Origin of the sequence: Streptococcus oralis subsp. dentisani, assembly GCF_002096685.1 — a bacterium.
GTDB classification, from domain to species: Bacteria; Bacillota; Bacilli; order Lactobacillales; family Streptococcaceae; genus Streptococcus; species Streptococcus oralis_AD.
In genome coordinates, this window is the sequence record NZ_NCVA01000039.1 from 143,621 (window position 1) to 166,420 (window position 22,800).

Genomic DNA, 22,800 nt, shown 5'->3' on the forward strand with positions numbered 1-22,800 from the left:
TTTTTAGAAAAATTTAAGACAATTTAGTAAAATAGAGAAGGTAACTTACCATAAAAGGAGTAAACATGAAGAAAAAACTATTGGCAGGAGCCATTACCTTATTATCTGTAGCGACTTTGGCTGCTTGTTCAAAAAGTTCTGAAGGGGCTGACCTCATCAGCATGAAGGGTGATGTCGTCACTGAACACCAATTTTATGAACAAGTCAAAAACAATCCAACTGCGCAACAAGTCTTGCTTAATATGACCATCCAAAAAGTATTTGAAAAACAATATGGTTCAGAAGTGACTGACAAAGAGGTGGATGATGCCGTTGCTGAGGAACAAAAGAAATACGGCGATAGCTACAACAGCGTACTTCAACGTGCGGGTATGACTCCTGAGACTCGTAAAGCCCAAATTCGCACAAGTAAGTTGGTCGAATTGGCAGTTAAAAAAGCCGCAGAGAGTGAATTGACTGACGAAGCTTACCAAAAAGCTTTTGAGTCTTATACACCAGATGTAACAGCTCAGATCATCCGTATGGATAATGAAGACAAGGCCAAAGAAGTGCTCGAAAAAGCAAAAGCTGAAGGAGCTGATTTTGCTCAGTTGGCAAAAGACAACTCAAATGATGACAAGACAAAAGAAAATGGTGGCGAAATCACTTTTGACTCTGCTTCAACAGAACTTCCAGAACAAGTCAAGAAGGCGGCCTTTGCCTTGGATGTGAATGGTGTCTCTGATGTTATCACAGCGACTGGAACACAAGCCTACAGTACCCAATACTACATTATTAAGCTAACCAAGAAAACAGAAAAATCATCAAACCTAGATGACTACAAAGAAAAATTGAAAACGGTCATCCTTGCTCAGAAACAAAACGATTCATCTTTCGTTCAGAGCGTTATCGGAAAAGAATTCCAAGCTGCAAATATTAAAGTGAAAGATCCTGTTTTCCAAAATATCTTTGCCCAATACGTTGGTGGTGCAGACTCAAACTCAAGCAGTAGCTCATCAGCAGAATAAAAAAGAAAATACAAACTTTGTCTTGAAGTTTGTATTTTTTGTGATCAGTTTCGGCCAAATAGCAAAATTCGAAGGATTGGAGGATAAGAGTTTTTTTCTTTCTGAAAAAATGGTATAATAGCAATCAAAACTAGAAAATAAAACGGAATTAGGAACAGTTTTCTCTGTTTCTATTAGAGTGGTGACATATGAAAATTAGTAAAAGGTACCTATTGAACTATTCCATTTTGATTCCTTACCTCCTTTTATCGATTTTGGGTCTAATTGTTGTTTACTCAACTACGAGTGCTACCTTGATCCAAGAAGGGAAAAGTGCTCTTCAGTTAGCTCGGAACCAAGGAATGTTTTGGGTAGTTAGTTTGGTTTTGATTGCCTTAATTTATAAACTGAAACTTGGTTTTTTAAGAAATGAACGCTTGATTTTTATCGTTATGTTTGTAGAGATGATTCTCCTAGCTTTGGCTCGGCTAATTGGAACCCCAGTCAATGGTGCCTACGGTTGGATTTCTGTAGGACCTGTAACGATTCAGCCTGCTGAATATCTTAAGATTATCATTATTTGGTACCTAGCCCATCGATTCTCAAAACAGCAAGATGAGATAGCTGTTTACGATTTCCAAGTCTTGACTCAGAATCAGTGGTTACCTCGAGCTTTTAACGACTGGCGTTTCGTTTTACTGGTTTTGATTGGTAGTTTGGGAATTTTCCCTGACTTGGGAAATGCGACCATTCTGGTCTTGGTGTCACTGCTTATGTACACAGTTAGTGGAATTGCCTATCGTTGGTTCTCGACTATTCTAACTCTCTTAGCAGGAAGTTCCATTTTAGTCTTGTCTGTCATTCGTCTTGTTGGCGTTGAGAAGTTTTCTCAAATTCCGGTATTTGGCTACGTTGCCAAACGTTTCAGTGCCTTCTTTAATCCTTTTAATGACTTGGCAGGCGCAGGACACCAGCTTGCAAATTCCTACTATGCCATGGTGAATGGTGGCTGGTTTGGACTTGGATTAGGAAATTCCATCGAAAAGCGTGGTTATTTGCCAGAAGCTCACACAGATTTCGTCTTTTCGATCGTCATCGAGGAGTTTGGATTTGTAGGAGCGAGTATGATTTTGGCACTCCTCTTCTTCTTGATTTTGCGAATCATCTTGGTTGGTATTCGAGCTAAGGATCCCTTTAACTCTATGGTTGCTATCGGTGTCGGGGGGATGATTCTGGTTCAGGTCTTTGTCAATATTGGTGGGATTTCTGGATTGATCCCTTCTACAGGGGTAACCTTCCCCTTCCTTTCACAAGGGGGAAATAGTCTCCTAGTCTTATCTGTAGCCATTGCCTTTGTATTAAATATAGATGCTAGTGAAAAACGTGCCAAACTTATCAGAGAATATGAAGGTCAAACCTCTGAGATGCTGTAAGGGTTGTATGGAAAGGAAAGTTTATGTCACTTCAAAAATTAGAAAACTATAGCAATAAAGCCGTCGTTCAAGAAGAAGTCTTGATTTTGACAGAGCTGTTAGAAGACATCACTAAAAATATGCTAGCGCCAGAGACTTTTGATAAAATCATGCAGTTGAAGGACTTGTCTACAAGCGAGAATTATCAAGGGCTCAATGACCTAGTGACCAGTCTTTCGAATGAAGAAATGATTTACATTTCTCGCTATTTCTCCATCCTTCCGCTTTTGATTAATATCTCTGAGGATGTGGACTTAGCCTATGAGATCAATCACCAAAATAATGTGGATCAAGACTATCTAGGAAAACTATCCACAACAATTAAAATGGTAGCTGAGAAAGAAAATGCAGCTGAAATTTTAGAAAAGTTAAATGTCGTTCCGGTATTAACTGCCCATCCAACACAAGTACAACGTAAGAGTATGCTGGACTTGACCAACCATATCCATACGCTCTTACGTAAGTACCGTGATGTCAAACTCGGCTTGATTAATAAAGAAAAATGGAACATGGATCTCCGTCGTTACATTGAAATTATCATGCAAACCGACATGATTCGTGAGAAGAAATTGAAAGTAACCAACGAAATCACTAACGTGATGGAGTACTACCAAAGTTCTTTCCTGAATGCTGTTCCACGTTTGACAGCTGAGTATAAAAAATTGGCTAAAGAACAAGGTATCGAGCTCCAACATCCAAAACCAATTACTATGGGGATGTGGATCGGAGGAGACCGTGATGGAAATCCTTTCGTAACAGCGGAAACCCTCAACAAATCAGCCTTGACTCAGTGCGAAGTCATCATGAACTACTACGACGAGAAGATTTATAACCTCTATCGTGAATTTTCACTTTCAACCAGCATCGTGAATGTCAGCGACAAGGTTCGTGAGATGGCGCTGAAGTCACAAGATAACTCCATTTATCGCGAAAAAGAACTCTATCGTCGTGCTCTTTTTGATATCCAAGCTAAGATGCAGGCAACCAAGGCTTATTTGATTGAAGACAAGGATCTTCAGCCAAGATATGCCACTGCGGATGAATTCTATCAAGATTTGTTGGCTATTCGCGATTCTCTCCTTGAGAACAAAGGAGAATACCTGATTTCAGGAGAATTTGTCGAGTTGATGCAGGCAGTTGAAATCTTTGGCTTCTACCTTGCTTCTATCGATATGCGCCAAGACTCTAGTGTTCATGAAGCCTGTGTGGCAGAATTGTTAACATCTGCTGGCATCAACGACCACTATAGCGATCTCTCTGAAGATGAAAAATGCGCCCTCCTCTTGAAGGAGTTGGAAGAAGATCCTCGTATCCTCTCAGCCACTCATGCTGAAAAGTCAGAACTGCTTGAAAAAGAACTGTCTATCTTTAAAGCTGCGCGCAAGTTGAAGGATAAACTAGGTGAAAATGTCATTCGTCAAACCATCATCTCTCATGCAACAAGTGTATCCGATATGCTAGAATTAGCCATCATGCTCAAGGAAGTCGGCTTGGTGGATGCCCAAAAAGCACGCGTTCAGATTGTTCCCCTCTTTGAAACGATCGAAGACTTGGATCATTCGGAAGAAACCATGAGAAGATATTTCTCTCTACCTTTGGCTAAAAAATGGATTGCTTCAAAAGACAACTACCAAGAAATCATGCTTGGCTACTCTGATAGTAACAAGGATGGTGGATACCTGTCATCATGTTGGACATTATATAAAGCGCAACAGCAACTGACTGCTATTGGAGACGAATTTGGCGTTAAAGTTACCTTCTTCCACGGTCGTGGTGGTACTGTGGGTCGTGGTGGTGGTCCAACTTATGAAGCCATTACATCTCAACCACTCAAGTCTATTAAGGACCGCATCCGTCTGACTGAGCAGGGAGAAGTGATTGGAAACAAATACGGAAACAAAGATGCTGCCTATTATAACCTTGAGATGTTGGTTTCTGCAGCCATTAACCGTATGATTACCAAGAAGAAGAGTGATACCAATACGTCAAATCGTTACGAAGCTATCATGGACCAAGTAGTGGATCGCAGCTATGATATCTACCGTGACTTGGTCTTTGGAAATGAACATTTCTATGACTATTTCTTCGAGTCAAGCCCAATCAAAGCTATTTCAAGCTTCAACATCGGTTCGCGTCCAGCAGCTCGTAAGACCATCACTGAAATCGGCGGTTTGCGTGCTATCCCTTGGGTCTTCTCATGGTCACAAAGTCGTGTCATGTTCCCTGGATGGTATGGCGTGGGTTCAAGCTTCAAAGAATATATTGATCAAGATCCAAAGAATATTGAGATTCTCCGTGACATGTACCAAAACTGGCCTTTCTTCCAATCTTTGCTTTCCAATGTAGACATGGTCTTATCTAAGTCTAACATGAACATTGCCTTTGAATATGCCAAGCTTTGTGAAGATGAAGAAGTGCAAGCCATCTATTACACTATTTTAGATGAATGGCAATTGACCAAGAACATTATTCTAGCTATTGAAGGCTATGACGAACTCTTGGCTGAAAACTCTTACCTAAAAGACAGTCTAAACTATCGTATGCCTTACTTTAATATCCTTAACTACATCCAGTTGGAGTTAATCAAACGTCAACGTCGTGGTGAATTGTCGGCAGACGAAGAAAGATTGATCCATACAACCATTAACGGAATTGCAACCGGTTTGCGTAATTCAGGCTGATATTCTACAAACTTCCTCTTTTTTCAAGGGGAAGTTTTTGAATTGTTTAAAAAATTCTAAAAATAGTATTGACAAGTAGTTGAAAAATGGTATAATTTAAACATTCAGAAAGTAATCATTGAAGTTTTTTAGAGAGTCTGTGGTTGGTGGAAACAGATAAATGAAAGTGACGAAATTGGGCTGAATGTTCTTAGGAATTTGAAATCATAAAAATTCGGTGAGCACACCTTACAGTGCAACTCGTGAATGCGAGAAAGAGCGATAGGGATATTCCCTATAATTGAGGTGGCACCGCGCATCGACGTCCTCACACAAGTTTTTTGTGTGAGGACTTTTTTGTTGGAGGAGACTTATGGAATTTAAACGATGGCATCGCTTTATGATGTGATTAAAAAAGTAATTTAAAAGAAATAAGGAGAAATAAAAATGAAACGTTTAATCGGAATTATTGTGGCACTAGTAGCTTTAGTTGGAGCTAGCTTGGTTTATTCTAGCCTGACAAAGCAGGAGGCAAAAACAGAAACGGACAACAAAACAGCTAAGGTTGGTGTCCTTCAATTTGTTAGTCACCCATCCTTGGACTTGATTTACCAAGGGATTCAAGATGGACTAGCTGAAGAAGGCTATAAAGGTGACCAAGTGAAAATCGACTTTATGAACTCTGAAGGGGATCAGAGCAAGGTTGCAACCATGAGTAAACAGTTAGTAGCAAATGGAAACGATGTTGTTGTTGGGATTGCGACACCAGCGGCTCAAGGTTTAGCTAGCGCTACGAAAGACCTACCAGTTATCATGGCTGCTATTACAGACCCAATCGGTGCTAACTTGGTCAAAGACTTGAAAAAACCAGGTGGCAACATCACAGGGGTATCAGACCACAACCCTGCTGAACAACAAGTAGAGTTGATAAAAACCCTCACACCAAATGTCAAAACAATCGGCGCTCTTTACTCAAGCAGTGAAGATAACTCAAAATCACAAGTTGAAGAATTCAAGGCTTATGCTGAAAAAGCAGGTTTGACAGTCGAAACATTTGCCGTTCCATCAACAAATGAAATTGCTTCAACAGTCAATGTTATGACCAGCAAGGTCGATGCGATTTGGGTTCCAATTGACAACACCATCGCATCAGCATTCTCAACAGCTGTTTCAAGCAACCAAACAGCTAAAAAGCCAATCTATCCAAGTGCCACTGCCATGGTAGAAGCAGGAGGATTAGCATCTGTAGTAGTTGACCAACACGATCTTGGAGTGGCTACTGGTAAAATGATTGCCAAAGTTTTGAAAGGTGAAAAACCAGCTGATACGCCAGTTAATGTCTTTTCAACTGGTAAGTCAGTGATTAACAAAAAACTAGCGCAGGAACTTGGTATCACCATTCCTGAGTCCGTCCTAAAAGCAGCAGGACAAGTGATTGAATAAAGATAAAGGAGGAGTTGGACACATCTCCTCCCATTTTTACTAAAGAAAGAAATGAGTGAAAGATTATGATTGTATCCATTATTTCTCAGGGAATGGTCTGGGCGATTCTAGGTTTGGGAATCTTTATGACTTTCCGAATTTTGAATTTTCCAGATATGACTACTGAGGGCTCTTTTCCTCTAGGGGGAGCAGTAGCTGTAACCTTGATAACGCAGGGAGTCAACCCATTTTTAGCGACCTTAGCTGCAGTAGGAGCGGGATGTCTAGCTGGAATGGCGACGGGACTCCTATATACCAAAGGAAAAATCCCAACCCTCTTATCAGGAATTTTGGTTATGACTTCCTGCCATTCCATCATGCTCATGATTATGGGACGTGCCAATCTGGGACTTCTTGGAACCAAGCAAATTCAGGATGTCTTGCCTTTTGATTCAGATTTCAATCAACTGCTGACTGGATTAATCTTTGTAGCTCTTGTAATTGGTCTCATGCTCTTTTTCCTTGATACTAAACTAGGTCAAGCCTACATCGCTACAGGTGATAATCCTGATATGGCTCGTAGTTTTGGTATCAATACAGGACGCATGGAACTCATGGGCTTGGTTCTCTCAAATGGGATCATCGCACTTGCAGGAGCCTTAATTGCTCAACAAGAAGGATATGCAGATGTTTCTCGAGGAATCGGGGTGATTGTCGTAGGGCTTGCCAGCTTGATTATTGGTGAGGTTTTGTTCAAGAGTTTGACTCTGGCAGAGCGCCTCATGACCATCGTTGTAGGTTCTATCGCTTATCAGTTCCTCGTTTGGGGAGTGATTGCTCTTGGATTTAACACCAGCTATTTACGACTCTATAGCGCCTTGATTTTGGCGGTTTGCCTTATGATTCCAACCTTTAAAAACAAATACCTGAAAGGAGTCAAGTTCAGCAAATGACAGCAATTGTAGAATTAAAAAATGCTACTAAAGTCATCACGAATGGCTTTGATGAGGAAAAGATCATTCTTAATGATGTTTCTCTTGAAATTTTCGAACATGATTTCATTACTATCCTAGGTGGAAATGGAGCAGGGAAGTCAACGCTTTTTAACACTATTGCAGGTACCTTACCTTTAACAAGTGGGAGTATCCGTATTATGGGCGAGGATGTGACGCATTTTTCACCTGAAAAGCGGGCTAAGTACTTGTCTCGTGTCTTTCAGGATCCTAAGATGGGTACGGCTCCTCGTATGACGGTAGCGGAAAATCTCTTGATTGCCAAGTTTCGTGGTGAGAAGAGAGGACTCCTTCCTAGAAGGTTATCAAGTCACCGAGAGGAGTTTCAGGCAACCATTGAAAAAGTGGGAAATGGTCTTGAAAAACATCTGGACACCCCAATAGAGTTTCTATCAGGTGGACAACGTCAGGCCTTGAGTCTCTTGATGGCAACCTTAAAGCGACCAGAGTTGCTCTTGTTGGATGAACACACAGCAGCCCTTGACCCAAAAACAAGTGTAGCCTTGATGGAGTTAACAGATGGCTTTGTCAACAAGGACTATCTAACAGCTTTGATGATTACTCACCATATGGAAGATGCTCTCAAGTATGGAAATCGCTTGATTGTTATGAAAGATGGACAAATCATCCAAGATTTGAATAAGGATGAAAAAGCCAAGATGAAAATTTCCGATTACTATCAACTTTTTGAGTAGATAATTTTTAAATCAAGCATCCTTAAAAACTTAGAAGTAGGCTTTTGCTTCTAAGTTTTTTGGTGAATTTTAAATATTACTGTTTTTTCCTATTCATCAGTTTTACTTTGGAGTATAATCAGTATAAGAATCTTAAACATTGATAAAAGTAAGGAGATAAAAATATGGCTTACACACAAGAAGATTTTCAAGAATGGATTTTTCAAATTGGATTTAAGATGGACTATTTTACTAGGGAGTTTGCCGAGGAACAAGGCCTTCATTTAGACTATAGCATGCAGTCTTTGGATGATTTGGAGGCTTGGATCTTGGCTCACTACGATGACCACCATGCTTTGATAGCAGACCGAAAGATGTTGGATTATTTGACCGTTTATATCGGTGAAACCTTCCGTAAGCACCTAGGAGGTAAATGGTTTATTGACCTTAAAAATAAAAAGAACGCCTATTATTCTATGCCTGTATTGACTGATCCATCCTATAGAGGAGTGGTATACAAAGCACCATTGACTTATGCAACGGCTTGCATTAGTAGAAAAGATGGTCAGTATATTAGCAGGATATTGAAAAATAACCTCGAAAATCAAGTGAAATAGGATTTTATTTCTTTTGTTTTTCTTTCAAATATTAGAATGATTTGCTCAGAAGATTCAGTTTTTCATGATAGTTGTAAACTTATGAAATAGTCTCATGTAAAGCGTATGAAATGGTTTACTTTTTTTCAGAAATAAGCTATACTAGTTAACGTAAAACTATGATAAGATGGAGGTATTGTGTATGGTTGACAAGCAAGTCATTGAAGAAATCAAAAACAATGCCAACATTGTGGAAGTCATAGGAGATGTGATTTCTTTACAAAAGGCTGGACGGAACTATTTAGGGCTCTGTCCTTTTCATGGTGAAAAGACCCCCTCTTTCAACGTTGTGGAAGACAAGCAGTTTTACCATTGTTTCGGTTGTGGGCGCTCAGGAGATGTTTTTAAGTTCATCGAAGAATACCAAGGTGTGTCCTTTATGGAAGCCGTTCAGCTCTTAGGTGAGCGCGTCGGTATTCAACTAGCTATGCCTGTACAGTCTCGTCCTCAACAGGCTTCCCCTCATCAAGCTTTATATGACATGCATGAAGAAGCTGCCCGTTTTTACCATGCAATCCTCATGACGACCAAGATGGGTGAAGAAGCAAGGGCTTATCTCTACAAACGCGGATTGACAGATGATGTTCTGAAGCATTTCCAGATTGGACTAGCTCCAGCAGAGAGAACCTATCTCTACCAACGTTTATCTGACAAGTTTGAGGAAAAGGATTTATTGGATTCTGGCTTGTTTTACCTGTCAGATGGCAATCAGTTTTATGATACCTTTTTCGGACGGATCATCTTTCCTTTGACCAATGACAAGGGGCAGGTTATTGCATTTTCAGGTCGTGTCTGGCAAGAAACTGATAGTCAGACTGCCAAGTATAAAAATAGTCGTTCAACTGCAATTTTTAACAAGAGTTATGAATTGTATCATTTGGACAAGGCTAAAAAGGGAACAGGTAAAATCACAGAACTCTATTTGATGGAAGGCTTCATGGATGTGATTGCAGCCTACCGTGCTGGTATAGAAAATGCTGTAGCTTCTATGGGAACAGCCTTAAGCAAGGAGCATGTTGACCACCTCAAACGCTTTACCAAAAAAATTGTTCTCAGCTATGATGGCGACAAGGCAGGGCAGGCAGCGACAGCCAAGGCATTAGAGGAGTTAAAAGATTTCTCAGTTGAGGTTGTTCGAGTACCTGATGCCATGGACCCAGATGAGTATTTGCAAAAGAATTCTGCTGAAGACCTGGCCTACCTCTTGACAAAGACTCGTATCAGTCCTATAGAGTTCTATATTCACCAGCTCAAGCCAGAAAATAGTGATAACTTGCAGGCGCAAATTGAGTTCATTGAAAAGATTGCTCCCCTAATCGCCAAAGAAAAATCTATCACTGCCCAGAATTCTTATATCCACATTCTGGCGGATAATCTACCTTCTTTTGATTACCAGCAGGTGGAGCAGATTGTAAATGAAAGTCGCATTGTTCAGAGGCAGGAAAGAGTCAAAGAGGAGCAACCTCCAGCAGCGATTAGTTTACCTGTAACGCGGCAACTGACAGCAGTCATGAGAGCAGAGGCTCATCTCCTCTATAGGATGGCTGAGAATCCAGTTGTGTTAAATGACTACCGATTAAGAGAAGATTTTTTCTTTGATACCCCAGAATTTCAGATTCTTTACGAATTATTAAGTGAGCAGGGAGAAATCGGATCAGAGGAACTGTCTCATCAGACTCCTGAGGTTGAAAATGCCTGGTACCATGTTCTTGGTCTAGATTTGCCAGCTGAGATGTCGCCTCAGGAGCTAGCGGAAGTCGAAGCGACTCGAAACCGTGCCCTCCTTAGCAAGGACAACTTAAGAATTAAAAAGAAAGTGCAGGAAGCTAGTCATGTAGGAGATACGGACACAGCCTTGGAAGAATTGCAACGATTGATTTCCCAAAAGAGAAGAATGGAGTAATAATGGCAACAAAACAAAAAGAAGTAACCACATTTGATGTGCAAGTAGCAGACTTTATCCGTAACCACAAAAAAACAGGAACAGCAACAGACGACGAAATCAACTCAAGTCTGGTTATTCCTTTTACCCTAGATGCAGACGGTATTGAAGACCTTTTGCAACGGATTCAGGATGCTGGAATTTCTATCACAGATAATGAAGGAAATCCAAGTGCGCGTGTGCTAAGTGCAGAAGAAGAGCCAGAACTCAGTGATGAGGACTTGATTGGTTCAACTTCTGCCAAGGTTAATGACCCAGTCCGTATGTATTTGAAGGAAATCGGGGTTGTTCCTCTCTTGACCAACGAAGAGGAAAAAGAATTGGCCCTTGCAGTTGAGGCTGGTGATATCGAAGCTAAACAACGTCTTGCAGAAGCCAACCTGCGTTTGGTTGTTTCGATCGCTAAGCGCTACGTAGGGCGTGGCATGCAGTTTCTTGACTTGATCCAAGAAGGAAACATGGGCTTGATGAAGGCTGTTGACAAGTTTGACTATTCAAAAGGTTTTAAGTTTTCTACTTATGCAACTTGGTGGATTCGTCAGGCGATCACTCGTGCCATCGCTGATCAGGCTCGTACCATTCGTATTCCTGTTCACATGGTTGAAACGATTAACAAGCTTGTCCGTGAACAACGTAATCTCCTTCAAGAATTGGGTCAAGATCCAACTCCTGAACAAATCGCTGAGCGTATGGATATGACACCTGACAAGGTGCGTGAAATCTTGAAAATCGCCCAAGAACCAGTATCACTTGAAACACCGATTGGTGAAGAGGACGATAGCCATCTTGGGGACTTTATCGAAGACGAAGTGATTGAGAATCCAGTGGACTATACAACTCGTATCGTCTTACGCGAGCAGTTGGATGAAGTCTTGGATACTCTCACAGACCGTGAAGAAAACGTTCTACGCCTTCGTTTTGGTTTGGACGACGGGAAGATGCGAACCCTTGAAGATGTTGGTAAAGTCTTTAACGTAACTCGTGAACGTATCCGTCAGATCGAGGCCAAGGCTTTGAGAAAACTACGTCAACCAAGTCGCAGCAAACCCCTTCGTGATTTTATTGAAGACTAAGAGTGAGGAATAACATGGCTTATACAGAAGAGCAAATTGAAACAATTAAAACACGTATTTTAAATGCCTTGGAAGAAGTAATTGACCCTGAGTTGGGGATTGATATTGTCAACCTAGGTTTGATTTATGAAATTCGTTTTGATGGTGAAACAGGTCACACTGAAATTGATATGACCTTGACAACTATGGGCTGCCCACTGGCTGACCTTTTGACAGACCAGATACATGATGCGATGACAGATGTGCCTGAGGTAACCAATACCGAAGTTAAATTGGTCTGGTATCCAGCTTGGACGGTTGAAAAAATGAGTCGCTATGCACGTATCGCCCTAGGAATTAAATAAAGACTAAGAAAAATGCGAGAGACGATTGGAAAATAGGGTAAATTCCTCCTTTTTCCTCTGGTCTCTCTTTCTTTTGCTGATTTTCTAGAAATAAAATGGTATAATGAAAGGTATGGAAAACGAAAAATTGCGTATTAATATGCTAAGTTCAAGCGAAAAAGTGGCTGGTCAAGGAGTATCAGGAGCCTACCGTGAGTTGGTACGTCTCCTACATCGCGATGCCCAAGATCAGTTAATTGTTACGGAGAACCTTCCTGTTGAGGCAGATGTAACTCACTTTCATACCATTGATTTCCCTTATTATTTATCTACATTTCAAAAGAAACGCTCTGGGAGAAAAATTGGCTATGTGCATTTTTTGCCTGATACGCTTGAGGGAAGCTTGAAAATTCCATTTTTCCTAAAAGGAATTGTCAAACGCTATGTGTTTTCTTTTTATAACCGAATGGAACACTTGGTCGTGGTCAATCCCATGTTTATCGAGGATTTGGTGGTTGCTGGTATACCGCGTGAAAAAGTAACTTACATCCCAAATTTTGTAAACAAAGAAAAATGGCATCCATTGCCAGCTGAACAAGTTTCAAAACTCCGTAAGGAAATGGATTTAGCGGAAGATCAGTTTGTCGTAGTCGGTGCAGGCCAGGTTCAGAAACGTAAAGGAATTGATGACTTTATCCGCCTTGCGGAGGAATTGCCAGAAATTACGTTTATCTGGGCTGGTGGTTTTTCATTTGGTGGGATGACAGATGGTTATGAACGCTACAAGAAGATTATGGACAATCCACCAAAAAATCTTATTTTCCCCGGAATTGTATCACCGGAACGGATGCGTGAGCTCTACGCTATGGCGGATCTATTCTTACTACCAAGTTACAATGAATTATTCCCCATGACCATCTTAGAGGCAGCTAGTTGCGAGGCGCCGATTATGTTAAGGGATTTGGACCTGTATAAGGTTATTCTTGATGGGAATTATCGTGCTACAAGTGATGTTTCTGAGATGAGAGAAGCAATCCTAGAATACAAGAATGCCCCTGAAGCCTTAAAGAACTTGAAAGAAAAAGCTCGCGAGATCTCCAAAGAGTACTCCGAGGAGCATTTGTTGGAAATCTGGCTAAAATTCTATCGAGAACAGGCTGTTTTGGGCAAAAAGTGAGGTAATTTATGCGAATTGGTTTATTTACAGATACCTATTTCCCTCAGGTTTCCGGGGTTGCGACTAGTATTCGAACTTTGAAGACAGAGCTTGAAAAGCAAGGACATGCAGTTTTTATCTTTACAACGACTGATAAAGACGTGAATCGCTACGAGGATTGGCAAATTATTCGAATTCCGAGTGTTCCTTTCTTTGCATTTAAGGATCGACGATTTGCCTACCGAGGTTTTACAAAGGCGCTTGAAATTGCCAAGCAGTATCAACTTGACATCATTCATACCCAGACAGAGTTTTCACTAGGTTTGCTTGGGATTTGGATTGCGAGAGAATTGAAAATTCCAGTTATTCATACCTACCATACCCAGTATGAAGACTATGTGCATTATATTGCTAAGGGCATGCTAATTCGTCCGAGTATGGTAAAATATTTGGTGCGTGGCTTCCTTCATGATGTAGATGGCGTGATTTGCCCTAGTGAGATTGTTCGTGACCTTTTATCTAAATACAAAGTCAAGGTTGAAAAGCGTGTCATCCCAACTGGAATTGAGCTAGCTAAGTTTGAACGACCTGAGATTAAAGAAGAGAATTTAGCAGCCCTTCGATCTAAGCTTGGGATTAAAGAAGATGAGAAAATGTTGCTGAGCCTTTCACGTATTTCTTATGAGAAGAATATCCAAGCAGTTCTAAATGCCTTCGCTGAGGTATTGAAAGAAGAAGATAAGGTGAAGTTGGTTGTTGCTGGAGATGGTCCTTATCTGGACAGTCTGAAGGAACAAGCAGTGAAATTGCAGATCCAAGATCATGTGATTTTTACTGGTATGATTGCCCCAAGTGAAACAGCCTTGTACTATAAGGCGGCAGATTTCTTTATCTCTGCATCCACTAGTGAAACCCAAGGATTGACTTATCTAGAGAGTCTAGCCAGTGGGACTCCTGTCATCGCTCATGGCAATCCTTATCTGGATAATCTGATCAGTGACAAGATGTTTGGAACCCTCTACTATGGAGAACAGGATCTTGCAGGTGCCATCTTGGAGGCTTTGATTGCCACTCCGGATATGGATGAGCAGAAGTTGGCTGACAAGTTGTATGAGATTTCGGCTGAGAATTTTGGGAAACGAGTCCATGAGTTTTATCTCGATGCTATTATTTCAAATAATTTTGAACAAGAATTGCTTGACGGAGAACCAATGAGTCAACGTTTTCTAAAGACCATTTTATATCTCCCTCAACAAGCAGTCAGCGCCCCAGTAAAAGAATCTAAACGCATTCTGAAGGCGTCTAAAAAACAGTTGTCCAGTATGCGCGACTACTGGAGAGATTAGTAAAAATATAGGAGAATAAAATATGGCAAAAAAATTTATGAGAAGTGGTAGAGATCAAAAAATTGGAGGCGTTTGTGCCGGTGTAGCCCACTATTTTGATATTGACCCCACTATTGTCCGAGTGATTTGGGGGGTTCTTGCCTTTTGTTATGGGGCAGGGGTACTTGCTTACTTGATTTTATGGGTAATTGCACCTGTTTCTAGCGAATATTAAAAGAGAAACAGAATAGAACAAAGAGAAATGAAAAGGAGTCCAAATGGCTTTTGGAGATAATGGAAAACGTAAAAAAACAATGTTTGAAAAAGTAACGCTTTTTGTCGTGCTAATTATGTTGTTTGTAACCCTTGCTGGTATCTTTGCGACTGCGCTTGGAGCTTTTAGCAGATTCTAAGTAAGTTGCTAAGATAGAAACAATAACTAATGACTGGATTTTCCAGTCCTTTTTAAAGTGAGAAGAAAATATGAGTATGTTTTTAGATACAGCCAAGATCAAGGTCAAGGCTGGTAATGGTGGCGATGGTATGGTTGCCTTTCGCCGTGAAAAGTATGTCCCGAATGGCGGGCCTTGGGGTGGTGATGGTGGACGTGGAGGTAACGTTGTTTTTGTTGTAGACGAAGGCTTGCGTACCTTGATGGATTTCCGCTATAACCGTCATTTCAAGGCCGAATCCGGTGAAAAAGGGATGACCAAAGGAATGCATGGGCGTGGTGCTGAAGACCTTCGTGTCCGTGTTCCTCAAGGAACGACTGTACGTGATGCAGAAACAGGTAAAGTCATTACAGACTTGATTGAGCACGGTCAAGAATTTATCGTAGCTCATGGTGGTCGAGGTGGCCACGGAAACATCCGTTTTGCGACACCAAAAAATCCTGCACCTGAAATCTCTGAGAATGGAGAACCAGGTCAAGAACGTGAGTTGCAACTGGAACTGAAAATCCTGGCGGATGTTGGCTTGGTCGGTTTCCCATCTGTAGGGAAATCAACACTTTTAAGTGTTATCACATCTGCTAAACCAAAAATCGGCGCCTACCACTTTACGACAATTGTGCCAAATTTAGGTATGGTCCGTACACAGTCAGGTGAATCGTTTGCCGTAGCAGACCTTCCAGGTTTGATTGAAGGAGCTAGTCAAGGTGTTGGTCTTGGAACCCAGTTTCTCCGTCATATCGAACGTACACGAGTTATCCTCCATGTCATCGATATGTCAGCTAGCGAAGGACGTGATCCTTACGAGGACTACCTAGCTATCAATAAAGAATTGGAATCCTACAACCTTCGTCTCATGGAGCGTCCTCAGATCATCGTAGCCAATAAGATGGACATGCCTGAAAGTCAGGAAAATCTTGCAATCTTCAAGGAAAAATTGGCAGCAAACTACGATGAGTTTGAAGAACTTCCAGCAATCTTCCCTATTTCTGGTTTGACTAAGCAAGGTTTGGCAACTCTTTTGGATGCGACAGCCGAGTTGTTAGACAAGACACCAGAATTCCCGATTTATGATGAATCCGATATGGAAGAAGAAGCTTACTATGGCTTTGATGAGGAAGAAAAAGCCTTTGAAATTAGCCGCGATGATGATGCGACATGGGTGCTTTCTGGTGAAAAACTCATGAAACTCTTTAACATGACCAACTTTGACCGTGATGAGTCTGTCATGAAGTTTGCTCGCCAGTTACGTGGTATGGGGGTTGACGAAGCCCTTCGTGCGCGTGGAGCCAAGGATGGAGATCTGGTCCGAATTGGTAAATTTGAGTTTGAATTTGTAGACTAGGAGATTGATATGGGAGATAAACCGATATCATTCCGAGATGCAGATGGAAATTTTGTTTCTGCAGCAGATGTATGGAATGAAAAAAAACTAGAAGAATTGTTTAATCGTCTCAATCCCAAACGTGCTCTTAGATTGGCACGAGAAAAAAAAGGCAATGAGAAGGCTGATAGAGAAGAAAAATAGCCTATCAACATTGATAAAACAAAACCCCGTGATTGTATTCATCACGGGGAATTTTTTAGTCATTGAAGAAAAATGGTGGCGCAAATTTTTTAAGAATTTCAAAGCAAGTCTGTGCTTCTTCAGCGTTTTCACAGATAAGAAGGCAGACATCATCACCACATACGGTGGCAATGATTTGTTTAAAATTGAGAGCATCGAGAACAGCTCCAAACGATTGGGCAAGGCCTGGCAAGGTTTTGAGGACAACCTGATGCTGGACAGGGCGTAGCATGACCAAGCCATCTTCCATATAGTTTTCCAAGCGTTTTTCCCACTTGGAGATGGAGCCAGTATTTAAAACATAATAAGAATGATCTGCTTCGCGAACCTTTGATAGATTCATGGTTTTGATATCGCGTGAGAGAGTGGCCTGTGTGACTTGGATGTCGTTTTCAGCTAGTAAAGCTTGCAACTCTGCCTGTGTATGAATCTTATTTTTAGCTACAAGTGCACGGATGAGTTGGTGTCTATGTTCAGATTTATTCATATGAGGCTGGCTCCTTTTATGAGGGGATGGTGATAGAAGACTGTGTTAAATCAATAGTTAAGTGGTAGTCTGTATTATCTCGAATTGTAATTTCAAAGTCGGTTGTATAGAGAACAAGGCGAAGTGTGTCACCTTTTTTCAGCTTGTAAATCGTAGGTTGTAGGGCAAATTGGATTTCCATCCATTCATCTGCAGTAATATCCTCTACTAACAGTAAGTCATTTCTATTTTGTAAATTAAGGTATCCTTTGGTGATGACACGTTGGGCGCTTGGAGTAAATGGCAGTTCGCAGAGATTTTCTAACATGTGGTAGCGACCGTTGTCAATGGTTCTAGCACTTAAAACAGCTGGATAAGGCTGTAGATATTTCTTTTGTCCAAGTTCCAGCAGTTGAGCAGATAATAAACCCTTGTTTGTACTTGATTTGACACGAAGTTTCAGCTCCACTCGACCATTTAAGTGAATGTCTTGAGTTACTGGAAGGTCAATGGTGATTTGATTTGCTTTTCCTTGGTAAAGTTCTGTGTTGAAAGTCTGGTAAGTCTTGCCATAACGGTCAAAATCCTTTTGATCATACTGGTTTTGAATCACTTTTTCCTCAGTTCCAAGAGAGAAGGTATGCAGTTCATCCTGCTTGCCAAAGTCACCAAGCCCCTGCCATGTTTGCGGTACAGTATTGTCTTGCCAGATGACAGTAGGAAGTTGATAGTCTGTTGTAAGTCCTAACAATTTCTTGCTTAAGAGGGCATTCATGGATTCGCGGAAGTCAATTGACTGCCAGTTATTCATATAAACATGAGCCCCATGATGGAAAAAGAGGTGCTTGCGAATATTGTCAGGAAGAGCATGAAACATCTGGTAAACATGAAGTGGTTTGACGTTCCAATCCTGGGAACCATGCGTAAAGACGACCTCAGCTTGAACCTTGTGAGCATTGAGCAGATAGTTGCGGTCATGCCAAAATTGATTGTAGTCACCAGTCTTGCGATCAAGAAGCCCTTTTACCTTTTCTAAGTCTGCCTGATGAGCTTCATTACCACGGATATAGTCACCAGCTAGGAGATTGCGGGAGTAGGTCAATTCAGCAAGTGAGTCAAAATCCTCACCTGGATAACCACCAGGGCTGGTCACAAGACCATTTTCCCGATAGTAGTTATACCAAGAGGAAATTCCTGCTTCTGCGATGATGACTTCTAAGCCATTAACACCAGTGGTCGCAAGACCATTAGACATGGTCCCTAGATAAGAAATTCCTGTTGTTGCGACTTTTCCGCTTGACCAGTCAGCCTTGATTTGACGTTTGCGTGTGTGATCCGTGAAAGCACGGCAACGGCCATTAAGCCAGTCAATCACATTTTTATATGCTTCAATCTGCTGGTAGTCCCCATTGGTCATGAGACCTTGGGAATCCTTGGTTCCAACACCCGATACATAGAGATTGGCAAATCCTCTTGGGAGGAAGTAATCGTTGAGAGTGTAAGAACTATTGATGTGAGCTAGCTTTTCTTCAGTTTCAGAGACGGTTTCTGCTTGACCATGAGGCTCGACAAAATCAATCTCAGGCTCCTCAAGTTCAATAATGTGGGCAGGTTTGACCTCAAGCTCTCCTTCCATTTTGTAGAGAGCCTTGTCGCTGGCTTTGTCGTTGGTGCCTTGGTGATAAGGACTGGCAGTCATAACCGCAGGAATCTGTCCATCATATCGAGGGCGAATAATGCTGACCTTGACTAAATCAGGGAGTCCGTCTTTATCAGTATCCACACGACTCTCGACATACACGACTTCACGAATGACATCATGAGTAGAGAAGGTTGCCAAGCTCTTGCCGTTAAAGTAGTGGTAGTGATTATCTTCTGCAATAAGCCCATCACTAACAAGCTGGTCAATGAGTGTATTTCCCTTTTTGGTTCGAGTGTTGAGCAAATGGTAGAGATTTTCAATCAAATCTCCATAAATAATAGGAAATCCAGTCTCTTTACGGAATTGTTCGGCGTCCTCAAAGTCAACAAGATAGCTAAATCCTAAAAGTTGAAAAGCCACAGTATAAAAAATCTCAGCAGTCAGGTCACAATCTGACTGAAAGAAGGTAAGGAGATCAGTCTCCTTGTCTGCTGCTAAGACGGACAAAGGATAGTCGGTATTTTTATAAGTGAAAAAATTACAGCGGACAAATTGTTCAAGTTGTTTTTTTGATGCTTGTTCTGGTACCAGCTTCAAACCAAGCTGAGATAACTCGCGTAAAACTTGCGAATGAGAAACAGGCAAGTAGCTGAATTGATTAAAACGCATGGCGCTCTCCTTTAGAAATATTCTAAATTTAGTATATCAAAAATAAGGTAAAAAAGATATTGTTGGCCTGTGATGAAGTCACTTTAAAAGGAATGATCTTCTACCTTTTCATTCTAGTTTTTAAAATGGTATAATAGTACTATATCTAAAGCAAGGAGGAGAAGAAATGATTGCACAACTCGACACCAAGACTGTTTATAGTTTTATGGAAAGTGTGGTTTCAATTGAAAAATACGTACAAATGGCTAAAGAATCCGGCTATTCTCACCTTGCTATCATGGATGTGGATAATCTCTATGGAGCCTATCATTTTCTAGAAGCAACTCGTAAGCATGGCATTCAACCTTTAATTGGTCTAGAAATGACCTTGGTCAAAGATGAGGACAATATTTCTCTTCGTTTTCTAGCCCTATCCACTAAAGGTTATCAAGAGTTGATGAAGTTATCCACTTTAAAAATGACTGGACGGAAAAATTGGTCTGACTTCACCCCCCACCTCGAGGATGTGGCCATTATTGTTCCCTATTTTGAGGGGATCGAACAGTTAGATTTAGGCTATGACTATTATATCGGTGTTAGTCCAGATACTCCTCAAGAAGTCTTTACTAGGCCCATTCTTCCACTCTATCAAGTCAATTCTTTTGAAAAAGAAGATATTCAAGTTTTACAAATCTTATCGGCAATCAAGGATAATGTCAGCCTAAGAGAAGTGGATGTGCATTCACAACAAGGAATCTTTCTACCTGCCTCAGACTTGGAAGCACGGTTTAAAAATCACTTCCCTCAGGCACTTGCTAATCTCCAAGATTTGATAGAGAATGTTAGTTACCAACTCGACCCAAGTTTAAAACTTCCTCGCTTTAATCCTGAAAAACCAGCGGTAGAAGAACTTAGAGAGAGAGCTGAGAAAGGCTTGAGTGACAAGGGGCTAACCTCAGCTATCTATCGTGAGCGACTGAATGAAGAGTTAGCTGTGATTCATGATATGGGCTTTGACGACTATTTCCTTGTAGTTTGGGATTTACTCCGTTTTGGACGTTCCCAAGGCTATTATATGGGGATGGGGCGTGGTTCTGCTGTGGGTAGCTTGGTGGCCTACTCACTTGACATCACAGGAATTGATCCGGTTGAAAAGAACTTGATTTTCGAGCGCTTTTTAAATCGTGAGCGCTACACTATGCCTGATATCGATATCGACATCCCAGACCTTTATAGGCCAGAATTCATTCGTTATGTTCGTGATCGCTATGGTAGTCAACACGTGGCGCAGATTGTCACTTATTCGACCTTTGGGGCAAAACAGGCAATTCGTGATGTTTTCAAACGCTATGGTGTTCCAGAGTACGAATTAACCAATATTACGAAAAAAATCAGTTTTCGAGATACGCTAACGACGGCTTATGAAAAGAATTTGCAATTTAGACAGCTCATCAATAGCAAGATTGAATACCAAAAAGCTTTTGAGATTGCTCGAAAGATTGAAGGGTATCCTCGTCAGACCTCTATCCATGCGGCAGGAGTGGTCATGAGTGACCAAGACTTGACGGACTATATTCCTCTAAAATACGGTGAGGATATGCTCATCACTCAGTATGATGCTCATGGTGTTGAAGCCAATGGACTTCTAAAAATGGATTTCCTAGGTCTGCGTAACTTAACTTTTGTCCAAAAAATGCAGGAATTACTGGCTGAGTCAGAGGGTGTTCATCTGAAAATCGAAGAGATTGATTTGGAAGACAAGGCGACTCTGGCCCTCTTTTCTGCTGGAAATACCAAGGGGATTTTCCAATTTGAACAACCTGGAGCCATTCGACTCTTGAAACGAGTTCAGCCGCAAGTCTTTGAAGAAGTTGTAGCAACGACATCCCTCAATAGACCAGGGGCTAGTGATTATATTGATAACTTTGTCGCTCGTAAGCATGGCAAAGAAAAGGTGACAGTGTTAGATCCTGCCTTAGAAGATATCCTTTCATCAACCTACGGTATCATGCTCTATCAAGAGCAAGTCATGCAGGTTGCTCAGCGTTTTGGAGGCTTCAGCCTTGGTAAAGCCGATATTCTCAGACGAGCCATGGGTAAGAAAAATGCTAAAGAGATGCATTTGATGAAGGAAGATTTTATCTCTGGAGCTATGAAATTGGGGCATTCTGAAGAAAAAGCCAACCAATTTTTTGCAGTGATGGAAAAGTTTGCGGGCTATGGATTTAACAGATCCCACGCCTATGCCTACTCAGCACTGGCATTCCAGCTTGCTTATTTCAAGACGCACTATCCTGCTATTTTCTTTCAAGTCATGTTGAATTATTCAAGCAGTGAGTATATTGTCGATGCTCTGCAGATGGGATTTCAAGTAGCGCCTTTAGCTATCAACAGTATTCCCTATCACGATAAGATTGCTCAGAAGAAAATCTATCTTGGTCTGAAAGCCATTAAGGGCATGCCAAGAGATTTTTCTTACTGGATTATCGAAAATCGTCCTTTTTCAAGTGTGGAAGATTTCGTCACTCGTCTTCCTAAAAATTACAAGAAACTATCGCTTTTGACGCCTTTGGTTGAACTAGGGCTTTTTGATGAATTTGACAAGAATCGTCAGAAAATCTTAGTGAACCTACCAAACTTATTTGTCTTTGTTGAGGAGTTGGGTGGACTCTTTGCGGATACAAATTATAGTTGGACTGAAGCTGATGATTTTACTGAGGCAGAGAAATTTTACAAAGAGCAGGAACTGATTGGGGTAGGTATCAGTCCCCATCCTCTCCAAACTCTTGCCAAACAAGCCCTATATCCGACCACTCCAATCACTAATCTTACTGAGGGAGCTCAAGCCACTCTTCTAGTAGAACTTCAAAAGATTAAAGTGATTCGAACCAAGAAAGGTGAGAGTATGGCCTTTCTACAGGTTCATGATAGTAAGTCTCGGATGGATGTAACTGTATTTTCAGACCAATATAGAAAATTTGCTTCCAATTTATCCGAAGGGAAATTTTACTACATCAATGGCAAAATTCAATCTCGAGATGGTCGTCTGCAAATGATTGCACAAGATTTGAAAGAAGCAGTCGCTGAACGATTCTGGATTCAAGTTAAAAATCACGACAACGATAAAGAGATTTCAAATATCCTAGAACAATACAAAGGCCCAATCCCTGTCATTATCAGGTATGTAGAGGAAGAAAAAACAATTGTTTCCTCCTGTCATTTTGTAAAAAAAGACCCTGCTTTACAGGAAAAATTAGAGGGAATTGCTATGAAAACGATTTATCGCTAAAAATACGAAAAATAGAAGAATTTTCAAATGAAATGTG

General features: G+C 41.0%; 19 protein-coding genes and 1 other annotated feature. Of the genes, 17 read left to right on the plus strand and 2 right to left on the minus strand.

Annotated elements, in window-relative coordinates:
• The first annotated feature begins 65 nt into the window (after positions 1 to 65).
• From prsA to B7705_RS09805, 16 genes are all read left to right on the plus strand, one after another.
• The gene (gene prsA, locus B7705_RS03540) at positions 66 to 1,007 is read left to right on the plus strand and encodes a peptidylprolyl isomerase PrsA (RefSeq protein ID WP_038805098.1); all 942 of its coding nucleotides are present in this window, start codon (positions 66 to 68) and stop codon (positions 1,005 to 1,007) included.
• Positions 1,008 to 1,195: 188 nt separating this feature from the next.
• Positions 1,196 to 2,419, plus strand: a complete 1,224-nt coding sequence (gene ftsW / locus B7705_RS03545) for a cell division peptidoglycan polymerase FtsW (RefSeq protein ID WP_084947821.1) — start codon at positions 1,196 to 1,198, stop codon at positions 2,417 to 2,419.
• 23 nt (positions 2,420 to 2,442) lie between these two features.
• Entirely contained in the window at positions 2,443 to 5,139 is a 2,697-nt protein-coding gene (gene ppc / locus B7705_RS03550; RefSeq protein ID WP_084947825.1) for a phosphoenolpyruvate carboxylase, read from the plus strand.
• A gap of 96 nt (positions 5,140 to 5,235) precedes the next feature.
• Positions 5,236 to 5,451 (plus strand) — a binding site (T-box leader).
• Positions 5,452 to 5,559: 108 nt separating this feature from the next.
• Entirely contained in the window at positions 5,560 to 6,561 is a 1,002-nt protein-coding gene (gene trpX, locus B7705_RS03555) for a tryptophan ABC transporter substrate-binding protein (RefSeq protein ID WP_084947827.1), read from the plus strand.
• 65 nt (positions 6,562 to 6,626) lie between these two features.
• Positions 6,627 to 7,493, plus strand: coding sequence for an ABC transporter permease (locus B7705_RS03560; RefSeq protein ID WP_084947830.1), 867 nt, complete (start codon positions 6,627 to 6,629; stop codon positions 7,491 to 7,493).
• The gene (locus B7705_RS03565; RefSeq protein ID WP_084947832.1) at positions 7,490 to 8,248 is read left to right on the plus strand and encodes an ABC transporter ATP-binding protein; all 759 of its coding nucleotides are present in this window, start codon (positions 7,490 to 7,492) and stop codon (positions 8,246 to 8,248) included. The genes B7705_RS03560 and B7705_RS03565 overlap by 4 nt, the downstream gene beginning before the upstream one ends.
• Positions 8,249 to 8,412: 164 nt before the next feature.
• Entirely contained in the window at positions 8,413 to 8,844 is a 432-nt protein-coding gene (locus B7705_RS03570; RefSeq protein WP_084947835.1) for a hypothetical protein, read from the plus strand.
• A gap of 181 nt (positions 8,845 to 9,025) precedes the next feature.
• Positions 9,026 to 10,786: a DNA primase gene (gene dnaG, locus B7705_RS03575; RefSeq protein WP_084947838.1), complete on the plus strand. Its 1,761-nt coding sequence runs from the start codon at positions 9,026 to 9,028 to the stop codon at positions 10,784 to 10,786.
• 2 nt (positions 10,787 to 10,788) lie between these two features.
• On the plus strand, positions 10,789 to 11,898 hold the full coding sequence (gene rpoD, locus B7705_RS03580; RefSeq protein WP_000201892.1) for an RNA polymerase sigma factor RpoD: 1,110 nt from the start codon (positions 10,789 to 10,791) through the stop codon (positions 11,896 to 11,898).
• A gap of 14 nt (positions 11,899 to 11,912) precedes the next feature.
• Positions 11,913 to 12,242, plus strand: coding sequence for a metal-sulfur cluster assembly factor (locus B7705_RS03585; RefSeq protein WP_000331930.1), 330 nt, complete (start codon positions 11,913 to 11,915; stop codon positions 12,240 to 12,242).
• A 112-nt stretch (positions 12,243 to 12,354) separates the two neighbouring features.
• A complete protein-coding gene (locus B7705_RS03590; protein WP_193431904.1) occupies positions 12,355 to 13,398 on the plus strand; it encodes a glycosyltransferase family 4 protein in 1,044 nt (347 codons plus the stop codon).
• A gap of 8 nt (positions 13,399 to 13,406) precedes the next feature.
• Positions 13,407 to 14,723, plus strand: coding sequence for a glycosyltransferase family 4 protein (locus tag B7705_RS03595; protein WP_084947841.1), 1,317 nt, complete (start codon positions 13,407 to 13,409; stop codon positions 14,721 to 14,723).
• Between the two features lie 22 nt (positions 14,724 to 14,745).
• Complete coding sequence (locus B7705_RS03600) at positions 14,746 to 14,937, plus strand: PspC domain-containing protein (RefSeq protein WP_001074503.1); 192 nt, start codon at positions 14,746 to 14,748, stop codon at positions 14,935 to 14,937.
• 43 nt (positions 14,938 to 14,980) lie between these two features.
• The gene (locus tag B7705_RS03605) at positions 14,981 to 15,115 is read left to right on the plus strand and encodes a DUF4044 domain-containing protein (RefSeq protein WP_000863854.1); all 135 of its coding nucleotides are present in this window, start codon (positions 14,981 to 14,983) and stop codon (positions 15,113 to 15,115) included.
• A gap of 70 nt (positions 15,116 to 15,185) precedes the next feature.
• On the plus strand, positions 15,186 to 16,496 hold the full coding sequence (gene obgE, locus B7705_RS03610) for a GTPase ObgE (RefSeq protein ID WP_084947844.1): 1,311 nt from the start codon (positions 15,186 to 15,188) through the stop codon (positions 16,494 to 16,496).
• A 9-nt stretch (positions 16,497 to 16,505) separates the two neighbouring features.
• Positions 16,506 to 16,679, plus strand: coding sequence for a hypothetical protein (locus B7705_RS09805; protein ID WP_038805106.1), 174 nt, complete (start codon positions 16,506 to 16,508; stop codon positions 16,677 to 16,679).
• A gap of 55 nt (positions 16,680 to 16,734) precedes the next feature.
• Here B7705_RS09805 and B7705_RS03620 read toward each other — a convergent pair whose 3' ends face one another.
• Positions 16,735 to 17,205, minus strand: coding sequence for an arginine repressor (locus tag B7705_RS03620; protein ID WP_001043006.1), 471 nt, complete (start codon positions 17,203 to 17,205; stop codon positions 16,735 to 16,737).
• A gap of 16 nt (positions 17,206 to 17,221) precedes the next feature.
• A complete protein-coding gene (locus tag B7705_RS03625) occupies positions 17,222 to 19,495 on the minus strand; it encodes a Xaa-Pro dipeptidyl-peptidase (protein ID WP_084947846.1) in 2,274 nt (757 codons plus the stop codon).
• A gap of 166 nt (positions 19,496 to 19,661) precedes the next feature.
• On the opposite strand from B7705_RS03625, the gene B7705_RS03630 reads away from it, so the two are divergent.
• Positions 19,662 to 22,763, plus strand: coding sequence for a DNA polymerase III subunit alpha (locus tag B7705_RS03630; RefSeq protein ID WP_084947849.1), 3,102 nt, complete (start codon positions 19,662 to 19,664; stop codon positions 22,761 to 22,763).
• The last annotated feature ends 37 nt before the right edge of the window (positions 22,764 to 22,800 follow it).